Here is a 15,840-nt window from a genome sequence, read left to right as displayed (position 1 = left end):
TATTTTGCAACTCCTTTCTAGAATTGTTGCAACTACTACAATTTCTTTCTTAATAATATATACGTCACTATAAATCGACGAAATAAATCCAATGAAATAACGACCCGAAAATTTTCCCAAAAACAAACGCCATTAATAAATATAGAAGTCTTTCTTCTAACTTAATTCGTTTTGCTAAAATCGGGAAAACATTTAACACTTCTGTTAATGCTGCTGCTAACATCCCGATGAAAATGCCATAACTGATTCCAACAACCATCATCAACCATTTTGATAGAAAAAAGACTGGTTCGAGTAATCCTAATAGTGACCCACATATAACACCAAGAACAGCTGCCAACTCATAATATATTAGCATTTTAGCTGTTTTCGTTAATTGAATTAAACGTGGAATAATACCTAGCACAGCTAAGAAGGCAACAAACCCTGCTCCGACAGCGATACCGCAAGCAATTCCGACAAAGATGACAAGCAGTATTTTAAGACCCATCGACTTTTTTCTGACTTTCTTTATTTTCGTGCATAATAATATACTGATCCATTGCTTGCTGGTAGCTGAAAATTTCAACTTCTAATGGACTAGGTTCTTCGTTAATCCGCTTTTTAAATACGTGATTAAAAAATAATATCATTCCAAGACCTAAACCGATAGAATAGGGGATTTGAAATAGTAGCGGTTTTTTATCGGGAATTCCTGTTAATAAGTAAAATAATTTTTGATGTACTTCTTGCATACTAACATCCTCATGAAAATTCATTATCGTTACTCCCGAGCCAATAAATAACAGAAACCAGACGATGAGAAATAATGGTGCTGAAACTTTTGCTTTCTTGTACATTACTTGAACGATTACTTGCTGTGGTCCTATTAACTGAACTTCCATTTGTGGATGAAGCTTTGCAACTAAGTCAATAATTTTTATTCCATCAATAACTATAATATTGCGGTCTTGCTCACTTACTTGATAAATGAGCATATCTTCCATAGTTCGTTGAAATGGTTCGGCTGTTATTATGGTAGCTATCTCTTTTAGTGTAATTTGGGCTTGTGGTAATACTTGAATGCGATTTTTGAGACGAAGATAAACGATACTGTCAGTTTTCAAAATTTCCACATCCCTTAGAAACAATTATGTCAATGTTAGTATGAGTTTCTTTTCGTAAAAAATGATGACCAAATATTGTCATGTCATTTTACGAGGAAAAAACTGTCTTCTCAAGTCGAGTAATATATGAAGATTAAACATTGTTCTTTCCCAAGCAATAGGTGGAAGTATCATTGGTTTTCATATAGTTTAAAGCTATGTTTATCTAAAATATACCTTTGAGATATAATTAACAACGAAAATAAAAAACCCGAATGGTCAAATTTCCATTCGAGCTTTCATTTGTTTTAATATTTTCTTTTCTAATCGGGATACTTGTACTTGGGAAATTCCCAGTCTAGCCGCAACTTCCGATTGGGTCTGATCTTTATAATACCGCAAATATACAATTAGCTTTTCACGCTCGTCTAATTCGGCAATCGCTTCTTTCAAAGCGATTTGATCAAACCATTTCCCATCATTATTGTCAGATATTTGATCGAGGAGAGTGATTGGATCTCCATCGTTTTCATATACTGTTTCATGAATGGAAGCTGGTGCTAAGACTGCTTCCTGTGCGAGTATGATATCTTCCACCGGGATTTCTAAGTACTCACTAACTTCATTCACCGTTGGCACTCTACCATATTTTTTTGATAAATCATCTTTCGCTCTTCTTATTTTATTGCCAATTTCTTTTAAAGAACGACTAACTTTAATCGTGCCATCATCACGGATGAACCGCTGTATTTCTCCGATAATCATCGGCACGGCGTAGGTTGAAAATTTAACATCATACGACAAGTCAAATTTATCGACAGACTTCAACAGCCCGATACAACCAATTTGAAACAAATCATCTGGGTCATAGCCGCGGTTGAGAAAACGTTGCACCACAGACCAAACGAGTCGCATATTCTTTTCCACGATTAAGTTTCGGGCTTCTTGGTCACCTGCTTGACTTTTTCGTATTAATTGTTTCACTTCGTCATCTTGCAAGAAAGCTGTTTTATTCGATTCTTTTTTTACCTCCACATCCATTGGCAAGACCCCTTAATTGCACAGCGCTTTTGCTTTTGATAAATATTTCTTCAACCGGACAGTCGTTCCTTCATTTAATTTCGACTCTACTACCATTTCATCCATGAAATTTTCCATAATCGTGAAGCCCATTCCAGAACGCTCCAGTTCAGGTTTTGTTGTGAAAAGCGGCTGTTTCGCTTCTTCAATATTTTGAATTCCGAGACCGAAATCCTTAATTTCAATTTCCACTTCTTGTTCGTTAATAATGACAGAAATATAAACCATTCCATCAGAATTATTGTTATATCCGTGGATAATTGCATTTGTTACAGCTTCTGATACAACCGTTTTTATTTCAGTTAATTCGTCTAATGTTGGGTCTAGTTGAGAAATAAAGGCTGCTACTGTTACTCTTGCAAAGGATTCGTTTTGGCTTAATGCACGAAATTGTAATTGCATTTCATTTTTCATCGTTTAAGCAACCCCCAATCTTTGTAATGCGTTTCTTTCATTCGATTCAAAACGGATAATTTTAAATAATCCGGACATCGTAAATAAACGCTCAATGGCTGGGGAAATTGCACAAACGATCATTTCGCCATTTTTCTGCTTAATTTGTTTATATCTACCTAGAATTACACCTAATCCTGAACTATCCATAAATGTTAACTGCTCTAAATTTAAAACGAGATGGCGAATAGAATGTTTTTCAATAAGTTCCGACACTTCATTACGAACTTGTTCCGAAGTATGATGGTCTAATTCTCCAATTAGTCTTACACACAATATTTGTTGTTTCATCTCAAGATCTACTTTTAGACTCACTATACATAGCCTCCTTCTTCTGTATAGTAAGTCTAATTCGATATGAATTTCGAAATTCCTGCTATGTGACAAAACTAGTGTAAAATCGCTAAAACTTCTAAAAATCCTACAAATTTTGCTAGTCAGCTTTTATTTTTGTAAATATACCAAAAGTTCGCTTATAAAAGGTCCACCATGAAGCGGATTTGACATCTTCACTAGCAACTAATGTCCCTTCTGCTAATAATTTGTTATCTTTCTTTAACATAATTTTTCCGATAGTATCACCTTTTTTAATAGGTGCTTGAATTGTTTTGTCCAAAACGATTTCTTTTTTCACATCTTCCAGTTTTTCACCTTTTCTCGATAATAAAGCAATAGAATCGTTTGTGACCGCATTTATCTTTGGCTTCTGTCCTTTTTTAATTTTTGCTTCCGCAACTACTTCATTTTTTTTATAAAATGGCTTCGTTTCAAATTGATTAAAAGCAAAATCAAACATCGCACTAATTTGTTTATTTCTATCCTTCGGAGTCGGTGCACCAAAAACAACGGCAACAATTCGCATATCATCTTTTTTTGCAGTGGCAGTTAAACAATACATTGCTTCTCTTGTAAAGCCTGTTTTTAACCCATCCACGCCAGGATAAAAGCGGATTAATCGATTCGTATTAACGAGCCAAAATTTTTTATCTGTGTCTTCGCGTAAATATGATTCATATGTTCCAGTAAACTTAGTTATTTCCTCATACTTCAACAGTTCTTTTGCCATAATAGCCATATCACTGGCACTACTATAATGATCTTTCGCTGGAAGTCCTGTCGTATTTTGAAATTTAGTGTTTTTTAATCCTAGCTGCTCTGCTTTCTCATTCATCATTTTGACAAATGCTTGTTCAGAACCCGCAATTCTTTCTGCTAAAGCTACAGATGCATCGTTAGCTGAGCCGACTGCAACAGCTAATAATAACTGTTCTGCTGTCATTTCTTCCCCAGGTTCTAAGAAAATTTGTGACCCACCCATAGACGCTGCGTTCTCACTTGTTCTTACTTTTTCAGTTAATTTAAGTTTTCCTTCTTTCACTGCTTCCATGACAAGTAGCATCGTCATAATTTTTGTCATTGACGCTGGTGGTAATTGTTCCTCACTATTTTTTTCATATAACACTGTCCCTGTGTTTTGTTCAATTAATATAGCGGATCTAGCTTTCTCCGCTAATTCCATTGTTTGTTCTTCTGCGAAACTAGCTTTTGGTAAAATCGCTAAACTAAGAAATACTGTAGTTATTAATATTATGACCGACTTTTTCATTGATGTCCCTCCACTAGAAAAATACATTCTCCATCCATTGTTGCCATTGGATTGATTTTTATACAAACTTTTCCGGGAATAATCGAGAAAATTACCGTTCACAGTTAAACATAGGGAAGTAATCCGCAAATGAAGTAATTATTGTTTGTAGTGTGACATATTTCGTGGGGGTATGACAGTAAGTTTTTTGTAAAAAACAACAAAAGAGGTTGGAACGAATCAAAATTTAATGTTCCTACCTCTTTTTATATTTTTTTAAGATTATTCTCCTATAATTTCATGAATAAGTGGTGGTTGTGTGATTTCGTTTGGCGAAATTTTAATATTGTTGTAAAGAAGTGTTTTTACCTCTTCTATATTTTCTTTATTTGCATGAATGGTTAATAATGAGTCTCCTTTTTCCACTTTATCACCAACTTTTTTATGTAACACAATACCAACTGCTAAATCTATCATAGATTCTTTTGTTAGTCTGCCAGCACCTAAAATCATTGCCGCAGTACCAATTTCATCAGCAACAATTTCCTCAATCCAGCCCGTTTGTTGAGCAGGTAATTCTACTACATAATTTGCTTTAGGTAATTTCTCTGGGTCATCAACGATGGAAGGATCCCCTCCTTGAGAAGCGATAAATTGTTTAAACTTGTCTAAAGCCTTCCCATTAGTGATAACCTCTTCTAACATTTTTCGTGCATCATCAATCGTTTTCGCTTGCTTACTTAAATAAACCATTTGACTGCCAAGTGTGAGACATAGTTCTGTTAAATCTTTTGGTCCATGTCCTTTTAACGTATCAATTGCTTCTTTCACTTCTAAAGAATTGCCGATTGCATATCCAAGTGGTTGGCTCATATCTGAAATGATTGCCATCGTTTCTCTGCCAACCTTATTGCCGATTTGCACCATCGCTCTAGCAAGTTCTTCCGCATCTTGAATCGTTTTCATGAAAGCACCTGCTCCAGTTTTTACATCTAGAACAATTGCATCTGCCCCAGCGGCTATTTTTTTACTCATAATCGAGCTAGCAATTAACGGTATGCTATTTACCGTGGCGGTTACATCGCGGAGGGCGTATAATTTTTTATCTGCTGGCGTTAAATTACCACTTTGACCGACAACAGCAATTTTATTTTCATTTACTAATTTGATAAATTCTTCAGTGGAAATTTCCACATGAAAACCAGTAATCGACTCTAATTTATCAATCGTTCCACCAGTATGACCTAGACCTCTACCACTCATTTTCGCAACTGGAACACCTACTGCTGCAACAAGTGGACCAAGTACTAATGTAGTCGTATCACCGACTCCTCCTGTAGAATGTTTATCCACTTTAATTCCGTTAATTTTTGATAAATTTATTTTATCTCCTGACTCAACCATTGCCATCGTTAAATCTGCTCTTTCTCTATCATTCATATTTTGAAAGTAAATAGCCATTAACAAGGCACTTGCTTGATAATCAGGTATTGTTCCATCCGTATATCCTTTAATGAAAAAATTAATTTCCTCTGTCGTTAGTTCTTGTCTGTTGCGTTTTTTTTCAATAATGTCTACCATTCTCATTTCGTTCCACCTACTTTACTTAATTTTTCCCATTTTTGATTATCTCAAAAATATAGGTTTCGCTTTAATGGAGCTAACAATTTCAAATAAGACTTTGCTCCATTAATCGAAATAAAATCATTTCGAAGTCTTTCCTCTTAAGGATAACGTTTTCATGGATAGTAACGTGAAAAGCATGTTAGGCAGATAACGTAAATTATCTACCTAACAATAAAACAGTTATACTATTCAACATTTTGACGTTAAATGAATGGACGAGTCATTAATTCAATTCATTTAGAAAACTTTTTCCGTATTTAGGCATTTTCACACCGAAATTTTCCGCTACAGTTGCACCGATATCAGCAAAAGTTTCCCTTATCGGTAATTCTTTTCCTTCTTCCATCCGCTTTGAATAAACTAATAATGGGACGTACTCCCTTGTATGATCTGTTCCAGGATGTACAGGGTCATTCCCATGGTCAGCAGTAATTATTAACAAATCATCTTCTGTTAAATTTTCTAACACTTCAGCTAGACGGACATCAAATTCTTCTAATGCTTTTCCATAACCAATTGGATCACGGCGGTGACCGAATAGTGCATCAAAGTCCACTAAATTTAAAAAGCTAATACCAGTAAAATCCATTGCTAATGTTTCTGTTAATTTATCCATGCCGTCCATATTTGAGACTGTACGAAGAGATTTTGTTACCCCTTCCCCGTCATATATATCCGCAATTTTTCCGATTGCAATAACATCAAAGCCACTATCTTTTAATTCATTCATTACGGTACGTTCAAACGGTTTTAAAGCATAATCGTGGCGATTTGCTGTCCGTTTGAAAGAATCAGGTTCCCCAACAAAGGGGCGTGCTATTATTCGACCGACCATATATTTTTCATCTAAAGTTAACTCGCGGCACATTTTACAAATGGAATATAATTCTTCTAGCGGTACAATTTCTTCATGAGCGGCAATTTGTAAGACCGAATCAGCAGAAGTATAAACGATTAGTGCCCCTGTTTCCATATGTTCTTTCCCTAATTCTTCAATAATTGCTGTTCCGCTAGCAGGCTTGTTGCCAATTACTTTGCGCCCAGTCCGTGTTTCAATTTCATGAATTAATTCTGGTGGAAAACCATCTGGAAATACTTTGAATGGAGTGTCAATTCTTAGCCCCATAATTTCCCAATGACCGGTCATCGTATCTTTTCCATTCGAAGCTTCTTGCATTTTCGTATAAAAGGCGAGTGGTTTTTCCGCTTTCGCAATTCCTTTAATTTCACGAATATTGCTTAGTCCTAATTTTCCCATATTTGGCATATGTAAGCCGTTCATTTTTTCAGCAATATGCCCAAAAGTGTCAGCACCTTTATCGCCAAATTTTTCTGCATCTGGTGCTTCCCCAATGCCAACGGAATCCATTACGACAAGGAAAATACGTTTAAATGTATTTTGTGTCATTTTGTTACCTCCTGAACTAGTGTATGTAAAAAATCATGACAATAAACCATTACTATTTAAGCTTTATCAGTTACGAAAAAATATCCAACTATACATTAATTGTAATAAATTTCCTAGGTTAAAGACAATACCATTGTTGTAAAACTAGTAAATTTTCTTATGAAACAATTCATACACTAGTAAAATAGCAAAACCAGTCAACAAATAAGCTTGTCCAATATTATCTTATGCCCGCGGATGAAATTGTTTATAAACCTCTTTCAGACGGGTTTTCGTTACATGGGTATATATTTGTGTCGTAGAAATATCTGCATGTCCTAACATTTCTTGAACCGCTCGTAAATCTGCACCATTTTCTAATAAGTGAGTGGCAAAGGAGTGACGTAACGTATGTGGTGTTAAATCTTTTTCTATCCCTGCTTTTTCCGCAAGTTGCTTTAAAATTTTCCAAAAACCTTGCCGTGAGAGGCGATTACCTAAATGATTCAAAAAGAGTGCTTCCGTGTTCGGCTTATTTTTACTCATTAATTTCGGACGTGCTGCCGTAATGTACTGTTTCACCGCATGAATAGCATGTTCCCCTATCGGAATAATTCTCTCTTTATTCCCCTTGCCAATACAGCGAACAAACCCCATCGTTAAATGGACATCATCCTTATTTAATTGAAGTAATTCACTGACGCGCATTCCAGTTGCATATAATAATTCCAACATTGCTTGATCACGTATTCCATACATTTGCGACATATCTGGGGCCTTTAATAAGGCATCCACTTCTGCAACACTAAGAACGCGCGGTAATTTGACATCTACTTGCGGTGATTCAATATGAACAGTCGGATCTTGGTCAGTCACTTTGTCCCGCAATAGAAATAGGTGGAACGAACGAATCGATGCTACATATCTAGCGAGGGTTTTCGAAGACTTCCCATCTTTTTTGCATTTAGCAAAATATTGCAAAATGTGACTTCTAGTTACTTCATTAAAATGATTTAATTGTAATTCCATTTGTAGAAACTTCGCGTAATTTGTTAAATCTCTACGGTAGGCGGCAATAGTATTTTCTGATAATCCTTTTTCCACTATTAAAAAATGCAAAAAATCTTGAATATGATCATTCATCTACATTACTCCCCATCTAAATAAAACAGTAAAATCCTCTCATACCAATTATAATCTTCTTCCTTTTCATAAGATACTACTCTAATTGCCTTTCCTTCTGGCTCTTTATAGCGTTGGTGGTTTTGGTACTCCTCATTCACCCATAAAATCGCATAATAAAAAAGGATTGTGCAACCGGTAAATAATATAAATACTTTCAACGTTTGTAAAATAAGTTTAACATACTTTTTCATTCTTTCCCGCACCTTATCCTCTCGCATGAATTCTTTATTAATACAACCTATGCCAGAAAGAAAGGATTTTATACATGCAGTAACTATTTTCTCTCAATATAAGCTATTAATTCGGGGGTAATCGTCTATTGAAAAAGCAAAAAAGTAAGCATCAGTTTGCTTACTCTTCCTTGTGTAATCATTTATTTAAGGCATTTGCATCTTTTGTTGTCGATTCTTTATTATGACAATTTCTACAAATACCATGAAAGGTTAAACGATGATCTTTAATTTTAAAATTCCATCTACGTTCTACAATTTCTTCCACATCTTCCAGTAAATCTTCTTGAATTTCTTCTACCGAGCCACATTCAATACAAACGAGATGATGGTGAAAATGGGCTGCACCTTCCTGACGCAAATCATAACGTGATACACCATCGCCAAAATTAATTTTATCGACTATTTTCAACTCTGTTAATAATTCTAATGTGCGATAAACAGTCGCAAGCCCGATTTCGGGAGATTTCTCTTTTACATATAAATAAACATCTTCTGCGCTCAAATGATCATTTTCATGCTCTAATAACACCCGAACTGTCGCTTCTCGTTGTGGTGTCAATTTATAGCTAGATGAATGCAACTGTTTCTTTATTTTCTCAAGGCGATTTTCCATAAAAATAGCCCCTCCCTCGCCAATGTATTATCATTATAACAAATGATTTGGGAGTTGCAAACTAAAATAATTTTAAATAAGATTGAATAATTATTATCAATTAATAATTATTATAAATAGTATATGTCATTTCAACCGAGAAATTTCAATACACCTTTCATTAAATAAGGAGTTACATACCCTTCCACAAAAGCTGCTACAACTAGACATACAATCGCACCGCCAAAAAACATACAATAACGAACTAACATCGGTGCAAACGGTTGAAACACTGACTTCACGAACAATTTTCTAATCATCGTAAAAGAGAAATTAACAGCCACAACGGCAACTGCGATATAGACGGGAATGGTAACTAAATTCTGCGGTAAAACCGAGACAAACGACAAGAAAAAACCATGCCAACTCATTTGTTGCACTAAAAATCCGACTGTAAAGCCAATGACCATTCCCTTTAAAAATAACATCACAAAAATGAGCGGTAAGCCTATCATGGATATTCCAAAAACCCACATTAAGCCAATAAACTTACTATTATAAGAAAGTGTATGGAAAAACACTTCTTTCGCCGAAATTACTTCTCCGTTTTCCATTTGCAAAAAAAACTCACTTAAAAAATAGAATAAATCGTCTTTTTGAGAAACACTTAAACTATTAACGACAATCGCACCAAAAATCACACCCATAATAAATAATACTGTATGAAAAATATAAAGTGAGGAATGTTCTTGTAAATGTCTAGTGATAAAAAATGGCTGCATCCTTTTTCGCATCTTCCTGCCCCTTTCATAAAACTTACTAGATTTTATGAAATTTACGAGAAAAGTATGCTAGAAAAGTAAAGATTATTTCTATCACTGTTATCAGACCGCAAAAAATAACGATTTTTAAATCGTTAAACCAAAGTTTTTAAATTGTTATTTTAATTTAATAAAGTATAACAATAGATAATAAGCTAGATTATAACTATTAAATATTAGGAGAGCTTTGCTTTATTAATTAAAGCCCCAAAATGTAGGGGCTAATTGTCAATGGTCTTGTCTATAATAATCTGTTAAATTTATCCCTATTTTTTCACTCGCCCGTATTTCCCCCCGCCACCTGCTTCCAGTTTAAGGCCCCCCGTTCGTGCTTTGATAATAAATGCTGAGGTCTTTTCCGGAATTATTTTCGTTAAGTCTTCAAAAGAAGTGTCATGAATAATCGTCATTTCTGTGCCAAAGTTAGCGAGTAATTTGTCCATTGTTTTTGGTCCTAATCCCGGAATAAATTCTAATGGAACTTGATGAATATATGGAGGTCGCTTCGGCTTTTCCGTTGCATTTGCTAGTTCGCGAATTCTTTCAAACACTCCTTTTGTTACTTTTGACGAACCACAATTCGGGCATTTAGTAACGTCACTAGTTCGTAGTGTAAAGCATTTTGCACAAGTTGTTTGATGATATTTCCCTAATAATGGATCTAACCCAAAATTTGCGGTTATTTTCCGATCATGTTTTTTTTCTAGAGCTAGCTTTAACTCGTTGAAACTTGCGTGATTAAGGGACAGTTTTTGATATTCGCGAGCTATTTTCCCTAAAGAATGGGCATCAGAATTAGTCACAAAAGGGTAATGATGTAATTCCTCAAGCTCATCAGCCATGAACGTATCCGAACTTAAGCCAAGTTCAATCGCATCAATCCACTTTGGATCGAACACTTCGCGAAGCGTCCTTTTCACCCCTTTTCCATATAAACTTTTAAAAGGGGTAAATACGTGAGCAGGTATAAACAAGCCATCCCTTACTTTCACTTGGCGTTGTAATTCTCTACCAGTAGCATAAATACGTTGGGAACTAAGATGAATATTTTTTAATTGGGTTGCTAGCCACTCAGAGAATGACTTCATTGTTTCCAATGTTGGTAAAAAACAAAGAACATGAAGGGGTCCTTGACAAGACAAATCATAAATTTCCAGTTCACTCCCCATTAAAAGGGTTGTTTCTCCTTCAAACAATAGTCCGCCATCTTGCAACGTTTCAAGTCGACCTTCATTCAATAAGTCCTCGATTTCTTCGATTACTTCTGGGGAATGACAATCAATTACACCGACGATTTGTAATCCCTTGCGATTTTTGGCTATATCTAAAATATTCGTTAATGTTAAATTTCTCGAACCGGTAATTTTCACTGCTTTATTCGTTTTTGTCCGACCGATATGAATGTGTAAATCTGCAAAAAAACGTTTCATCTATTTTCCCATCACCTTTAATAATTGCCAATATTGAACAGCGTAAATAGTCTTTGCATCAAATATTTGTTGTTCCTTCACTAGTTGGAGCGCTTCCTCATAAGTAACTTCGATAACATTTACAAACTCATCTTCATCTAAACTTAACCGATTTTCCTTCGTTAACCCTTCTGCTACATAAAGATGAATTATTTCATTGGAAAAACCCGGAGACGTGTAAAAAGAAGCTATATGGTTTAATGATTTACATGCATAGCCCGTTTCCTCTTCCAATTCTCTTTTAGCAGTTGTTTCCGAATCCTCACCAGCATCCATTTTTCCCGCTGGAATTTCTACTAATGAGCGTTCTAACGGTTTTCGAAATTGTTCTACAAGCACTATCTTACCTTCTTCGGTTAGAGCAATAATTCCAACTGCACCAGGATGGAGCACAACTTCCCGCGTACTCTTATGACCATTAGGAAGGAGCACTTCATCGACATGTAAAGAAATCATTCTACCATTAAATATACTTTCCCGTTTTACTGTTTTTTCTTCATATAATTTCATACGTAACACTTCCTGTTCTATTCAATATTTTCCATTCATATAGTGTAGCATACTTTGTTACTAGTGAAAAAATCCCTTAAATTTGAACGGGATGATTATCGAACATCATTGCAACTATGATTTACATAAAAATTCTAGACGAAAGATTTTTCTCAAAATAATCAGGCGGGAGGAAATGATGAAAACAGTTGTATTAGTTGGAAAGGTGCGGGAAATTTGCCAACTATTAAAACAGTATGGCAAACAATTTACATATGTGTCAGAGTGGGTTGACTATGTGGAAGCTAGCAAAAAACATGCCAATCATCAACAAAGATCGCAAAATTTTACCTTACGTAATAGGCGCTAAAGCTATATCTTATAAGACAGCGAAACTATAAACAGTCCCCAAAAAAAGCAGCGTTCTGAAAGTGTCTGGATCTTCCGTACAGAAGCTGCTTTTTTATTACTATAGAAAAATTCATGTAGCCACTATTGCATAGGATTGATACAACACATCATCCCTTTATTTCTGCAATTTCCCATCACGAATAAAGAGTTGTTTTGTTCCCCTTTTGGCAACCTCGGTGTCGTGGGTGACGAGTAAAATGGTAACCCCATTTTTATTTAATTCACTAAGTACATTTAAAATGTTTTCACGGTTTTCTTCATCCAAATTGCCTGTCGGTTCATCGCATAATAGTAGTTTCGGTTCATGTAACATAGCACGGGCAATAGCAGTTCGCTGTTTCTCCCCGCCAGATAAATCTGCTGGTAATGCTTGCAATCGGTGGCCCATTTGCAACTGCTGTAAAATCGTTTTTGCCTTTTCTTCAATTACTTTCCTCGGTTGATATGGCCATTGGGGCAACATCACATTTTCTAAAACTGTATATTGATCAAACAGTCGATAATCTTGAAAAATATAGCCAATTATCGTTCGTCGGTAAGATTGTAAATCATCATTTTTCAATTGTGAAAGATTTTTTCCATCAACTACTATGGAACCAGAGGATAACTGCAGCATCCCACCGATAACATTTAACAAAGTAGTCTTCCCAGAACCTGAAGGACCTAAAATATTAATCCACTCACCTTCGTTAACGGAAAAGGAAACTGCTTTTAACGCATGAATCGGTTCAACCCCTTTAAATGTTACTGTTGCATCTTCCAACTGAATAAACATTCCTTCTCTCCCCTATTAATCTTTTATAATTACGAATGTAGCTTCTCTACGTTTTAATTGGTAATGTAAAATAATGGAAACAAAAATTAATACTAAACTGTAAAAACCGATAAAGGAAACTGCTAAAATGAGAAGTGCTGCCTTTTTAAATGAATAAGACAAACCAAATAACAGTCCGCTTATAACAACACCAATAAAGATAGCAACACCAGACCAAATGGTAAATTCACGTAAATATAAGTTAAAAATATGCGAGCGTCGCCATCCAATTGTGCGGAACTGACTAATCTCTTTTTCTCTTACTTTAAGTAGTGAGATTGTTCCTTCCATTAACGTAATAATTGCGAGTACGTAAGCGGCAACCATTAGGACGAGATGCCATTCATTAATTTGCAAATTAATATATTCGCCAAGTAATGTTATATTCGTTAGTTCCCTCGTTTCTACTAAAGCTTGATAAACGAAAGTGGAAAGTGCACTCACCATAATTAACTGAAAAAACGGAGAGCGAATATGTTTCAAGTAATATATGAAGTTGTTGACAAGGAGCGATCGTTTTCCTTTACGTTTTCTTCCTTTCCTTTTTAAATTCACAGTGGAATTATCAATTATTTTATGGAACTTTAGGCGAATAAAAGTCATTATAATACCACTTATCAAAATAACAGCTAGCACAAACCAGAAGTACAAATTCAAATTAAACTGACCCGACTGCTGGATTCCGATGATGGATGGCACAGCAACAATCAATGAAAAAACTATAAAGGTTATCAGTTCATTTCGTGATAATCGAAGGATATGTTGCTTTTTCCAACCTAGCTGAGATAATAACATTAAGTCGCGACGATTGGTCACTTCCCAAAACAACATCCGATTAATAATATAAAGGAAGGTAACAATAAAGAAGCTAAATGCCAAAATTATATTGGTCACATTCCATTCATAAATGATTGTTCCAGCTGCACCTAGGGTTGTCCATGATTCTTCTACAGACCCAATCCCTTCCACGTCCAACTTCAACTTTTGTGGAGATGCTCCAGCAATAATGGAGACATGAAATCCCATAGCTTCAATTTCACTGGCCACTTGTTCAATTTTTAAAGCTGTTTCTTTCGTATAATGACTAATCCCAGCGATTTTCACTCGAATTGCATCAATTGGTTTATCACCTTTAATAAAGGCAGCAGCCTCGATATTTGTCACTCCACTGGCTGGTGCGGAAATAAAACTGCCAGGTGAAACCGTTGGGTTTAATTCAATCCGCTTATCCCCATCTTTAAAAATAACTGGGGCAAAATTATAAATACCTAAGGGACTAGATGCTAGTTTTTCCTTATATTCACCGACTGTTACCTCACCTACTGGGTCGAGGATAAATGGAGGTGAAGTTTCATTATCGAAATGATTGCTTAACTCTACTCCATGTTTTTTGATTTCACGAAAAACTGGTATTCCGTTTTCTTCACCAACCCTCTTAATAATAAATCGGTCTCCTGCCTTCTCATAATTCGGATATCCAGCAGAATAATAGACAGACACATAATTCATATCATGATCCATCAATATGATTCCATCTCCCATTAACTGTTCAATATCTTCAATTTTCCCGTTATTAAGTATAGCTATCCCGTTTTGAAGATATGGTGATAATAATGGGCTTAAGTCCACATCAAATTCCTTCGTAATTATTGATGGATAACTTATTAACTCTTCAAATAGTTTTCTTAGTTCGGATGTTCTTCGTATCGTAGAGAATTCTCTTGGTTCGTATTTATGAGGGTTAATTTCATCGACCAATCCTAATCGATTTCGATAATTTTGAGTGTCGTTTTCATCTAAATCTAGCTCGTCAATTTTTGAATGAACCCCTAGGTTTACAGAAGCATCATCTAATTCCACTACAGGGATTAATCTAGCTTCCGGATAATACTTACCTTGATAATAGGCTCCCATGCCTTGGTAATTGCCATCTTCAGCCTTAGAAAAATCAAGCCCTGTTAATAATTGCTCTTGTTCAGGTGACACTGCAACTAATAAATGATAGGTAGGTGGATATTCCACCATGAAGCCACCATCCCTACAATAATTCGATAAGTCGTCTTGGATGAACAATGCTTCGAACTTATAATGGTCACGATTTATTACAGGGGATTTCAATTGAATACATTTTTTCTCCTCACCTATGAAATAAGTATTCATACCATCAGAAGTGAAAAATTTGGTACTATAGCGGGTAGCAGTAGTTGGTTTTTCATAACCAATGTTCGATTTCACACCTGTATAATATCCTAATGAAGCAACTGGTGCGGCAATTTCAATGTCCTCTCGGTTTAATATCGCCTGCCACTGCTCAATGGAAATTCCACCTTCACCAAATCCAATATAATTTTCAGGAACAATCCCTAATTCCTTTTCCAAAGGATGCAAAGCATTTTGCGGACGAACTAAAATATCATAGCTGCCTCTTGCATAATAAGTAACATCCGTTTCGATTTGTTTTTGGACATCTTGAAGTGAAGTTGCGGCTAGTGGTATAGTTATAAAAATAATCGAAAAAGATATAATAAACAGAACACTAGGTAGCCTTCTATAATAAAAATTACGTTTTAATAAATTCATCATCTGTAATCATTCCTTCACTTTTTATGT

The 15,840-nt window shown here is 35.4% G+C and carries 16 protein-coding genes and 1 pseudogene; 1 reads left to right on the top strand and 16 read right to left on the bottom strand.

Annotated elements, in window-relative coordinates:
- Window positions 1–67: 67 nt before the first annotated feature.
- From BN1242_RS11770 to BN1242_RS11705, 14 genes are all read right to left on the bottom strand, one after another.
- Entirely contained in the window at window positions 68–490 is a 423-nt protein-coding gene (locus tag BN1242_RS11770; RefSeq protein WP_062356171.1) for a stage V sporulation protein AB, read from the bottom strand.
- Window positions 480–1,106 (bottom strand): stage V sporulation protein AA, encoded by a 627-nt coding sequence (locus BN1242_RS11765; protein ID WP_062356167.1) that lies wholly within the window; start codon window positions 1,104–1,106, stop codon window positions 480–482. Before BN1242_RS11765 ends, BN1242_RS11770 begins: the two co-directional genes overlap by 11 nt.
- A gap of 258 nt (window positions 1,107–1,364) precedes the next feature.
- On the bottom strand, window positions 1,365–2,126 hold the full coding sequence (sigF, locus tag BN1242_RS11760; RefSeq protein ID WP_062356163.1) for an RNA polymerase sporulation sigma factor SigF: 762 nt from the start codon (window positions 2,124–2,126) through the stop codon (window positions 1,365–1,367).
- A gap of 12 nt (window positions 2,127–2,138) precedes the next feature.
- Window positions 2,139–2,579, bottom strand: a complete 441-nt coding sequence (spoIIAB, locus tag BN1242_RS11755; protein WP_062356159.1) for an anti-sigma F factor — start codon at window positions 2,577–2,579, stop codon at window positions 2,139–2,141.
- Window positions 2,580–2,582: 3 nt separating this feature from the next.
- On the bottom strand, window positions 2,583–2,933 hold the full coding sequence (spoIIAA, locus tag BN1242_RS11750; protein WP_062356155.1) for an anti-sigma F factor antagonist: 351 nt from the start codon (window positions 2,931–2,933) through the stop codon (window positions 2,583–2,585).
- 118 nt (window positions 2,934–3,051) lie between these two features.
- On the bottom strand, window positions 3,052–4,224 hold the full coding sequence (locus BN1242_RS11745) for a D-alanyl-D-alanine carboxypeptidase family protein (protein ID WP_062356152.1): 1,173 nt from the start codon (window positions 4,222–4,224) through the stop codon (window positions 3,052–3,054).
- A 261-nt stretch (window positions 4,225–4,485) separates the two neighbouring features.
- Window positions 4,486–5,790 carry a pyrimidine-nucleoside phosphorylase gene (locus BN1242_RS11740; RefSeq protein ID WP_062356149.1) on the bottom strand — a complete coding sequence of 435 codons (1,305 nt, stop codon included), beginning with the start codon at window positions 5,788–5,790 and terminating at the stop codon, window positions 4,486–4,488.
- A 262-nt stretch (window positions 5,791–6,052) separates the two neighbouring features.
- Window positions 6,053–7,237: a phosphopentomutase gene (gene deoB, locus BN1242_RS11735; RefSeq protein WP_062356146.1), complete on the bottom strand. Its 1,185-nt coding sequence runs from the start codon at window positions 7,235–7,237 to the stop codon at window positions 6,053–6,055.
- A 225-nt stretch (window positions 7,238–7,462) separates the two neighbouring features.
- Window positions 7,463–8,359: a site-specific tyrosine recombinase XerD gene (gene xerD / locus BN1242_RS11730; protein ID WP_062356143.1), complete on the bottom strand. Its 897-nt coding sequence runs from the start codon at window positions 8,357–8,359 to the stop codon at window positions 7,463–7,465.
- Window positions 8,360–8,364: 5 nt separating this feature from the next.
- On the bottom strand, window positions 8,365–8,592 hold the full coding sequence (locus tag BN1242_RS11725) for a YqzK family protein (RefSeq protein ID WP_062356139.1): 228 nt from the start codon (window positions 8,590–8,592) through the stop codon (window positions 8,365–8,367).
- A 178-nt stretch (window positions 8,593–8,770) separates the two neighbouring features.
- Entirely contained in the window at window positions 8,771–9,247 is a 477-nt protein-coding gene (fur, locus tag BN1242_RS11720; protein WP_062356135.1) for a ferric iron uptake transcriptional regulator, read from the bottom strand.
- A gap of 131 nt (window positions 9,248–9,378) precedes the next feature.
- Window positions 9,379–10,020 (bottom strand): stage II sporulation protein M, encoded by a 642-nt coding sequence (spoIIM, locus tag BN1242_RS11715; RefSeq protein ID WP_062356131.1) that lies wholly within the window; start codon window positions 10,018–10,020, stop codon window positions 9,379–9,381.
- Window positions 10,021–10,313: 293 nt separating this feature from the next.
- On the bottom strand, window positions 10,314–11,477 hold the full coding sequence (locus tag BN1242_RS11710) for an endonuclease Q family protein (protein WP_062356127.1): 1,164 nt from the start codon (window positions 11,475–11,477) through the stop codon (window positions 10,314–10,316).
- Window positions 11,478–12,026, bottom strand: coding sequence for an NUDIX domain-containing protein (locus BN1242_RS11705; protein WP_062356124.1), 549 nt, complete (start codon window positions 12,024–12,026; stop codon window positions 11,478–11,480).
- Between the two features lie 175 nt (window positions 12,027–12,201).
- Between BN1242_RS11705 and mciZ the strand changes: the two are divergent.
- A pseudogene (mciZ, locus tag BN1242_RS13960) lies at window positions 12,202–12,297 on the top strand (Z-ring formation inhibitor MciZ); the annotation flags it as partial.
- 234 nt (window positions 12,298–12,531) lie between these two features.
- Here mciZ and BN1242_RS11700 read toward each other — a convergent pair.
- Window positions 12,532–13,191 (bottom strand): ABC transporter ATP-binding protein, encoded by a 660-nt coding sequence (locus BN1242_RS11700; RefSeq protein WP_062356121.1) that lies wholly within the window; start codon window positions 13,189–13,191, stop codon window positions 12,532–12,534.
- A 15-nt stretch (window positions 13,192–13,206) separates the two neighbouring features.
- Window positions 13,207–15,813 carry an ABC transporter permease family protein gene (locus tag BN1242_RS11695; RefSeq protein WP_062356118.1) on the bottom strand — a complete coding sequence of 869 codons (2,607 nt, stop codon included), beginning with the start codon at window positions 15,811–15,813 and terminating at the stop codon, window positions 13,207–13,209.
- Window positions 15,814–15,840: the final 27 nt, after the last annotated feature.

The organism is Bacillus kwashiorkori, assembly GCF_001375515.1.
Classification (GTDB): Bacteria; Bacillota; Bacilli; order Bacillales; family Caldibacillaceae; genus Bacillus_BK; species Bacillus_BK kwashiorkori.
Note: the sequence above shows the minus strand (reverse complement) of the source record. Positions and strands in the feature narration are given on the sequence as shown.